1 protein-coding gene is annotated in these 1,280 nt (G+C 56.6%); it reads right to left on the bottom strand.

Features of this window, described 5'->3' with window-relative positions:
• The coding region (locus tag WG936_RS12215) for an IS30 family transposase (protein WP_339573062.1) at positions 1–1,193 on the bottom strand (1,193 nt) is incomplete at its 3' end.
• Positions 1,194–1,280: the final 87 nt, after the last annotated feature.

The following is a 1,280-nucleotide window of genomic DNA, read 5'->3' as shown; positions in this document are numbered from 1 at the left end:
CTGTCCGGCAGGTGATACAGCAGGGTAAACCTCGAGCGTCGCTCGATTAATGTAATGAGCGCTGACTGCTGGTTTTTCCCCAGCACGAGGTCACCTTCCCAATGCCCCGGAATCGCCCGGTCATCTGCTTCAGGTGGGCGTGTGGTGATTTCCGACCCATACACCCAGTTCTTATTGTGCAGGCCTGCTACCCGGTTACGAGGTGTACGGGTCTGTTCCGCGCGAATGAGCACCTGTTTGGTGTTCATGAGGTCTTCTAGTTCTTTGCGCAGGCTTCCTGCCGTTTGTATGTACAAGGCACTGTAGATCGCTTCATGAGAGATATGCATATCTCTATTGTGTGGGTGCTTAGCTTTGAGTCGACAGGCAATACGCCCCGGTGAGATCTTCCGCGCCAACATCGCCAACACCTCGGCACGCAAAGGGCCAGGTTGATCAAGTTTTCGTTGCCTAGGGCGCTTCCTACGCTGTGTAGCCTGATACTGAGCAATATCCGGGTCATACTCCTTCTCTTCGTCGCCTTGGTCGTAGGCCACCAGGAGCGCATTGCGTTTAATCTCACGCGATACCACGGTGTGATCACGACCGATCTGTTTACCGATCTCGCGGCAGGACAGACCTTTCCGCGAGAGTAAACGGATCTGACAACGATCGGCCAGGCTCAGGGTCCGCCCCCGCCCCACTGGGGTGGTGACGATACTGTTGGTGTCAAGACCAGCTTGAACAGCTCTTGGATGCGCAGGTGCTACAGGCATGAGTCCATCATCAATCCACGTCGCAACTTGTGCTGGCGACACACCTAACTCAGTCGCGATGTGCCAAGGTGCGAACCCCGATAGAGACAGGTGGGTACCACGAGCAATAAGCTCACGCCTGGTGGCACCGGGCATTGCTGCAAGCCGGGCCTGGCGGGCCCACCGCGTGACGGTCTGATCGCTTAGTCCCAGTTCCCTGGCCACGGACAGGGCTGATCTGCCGTGTTCGTTGACTAGTTCACACACCCGGTCGTTGAGCTGTTTGCGGCGCGGACTCCATTGCTTGCGTAAGCCTTTGGTTGTGTGGATCACGCGGTGGTTAGCCTGGGCGTTGCAGTTCACACCAGCTGTTTTCAGCCATGCGTACACACTATCGGCGCTGTATCCAACTTCTTCTGCGACCACAGTTACCCGTCGGCCGGCAAGCACCGAAGCCACCGCATGGTCCCTTATCTTCTGTGTTGATCGTTGAACCACCACGAACCACCTTTCTGGTTTGTGGTGCATTCACAGCTTGACACCGCC

The organism is Corynebacterium sp. H127 (assembly GCF_037482665.1).
GTDB lineage: Bacteria > Actinomycetota > Actinomycetes > Mycobacteriales > Mycobacteriaceae > Corynebacterium.
Note: the sequence above shows the minus strand (reverse complement) of the source record. Positions and strands in the feature narration are given on the sequence as shown.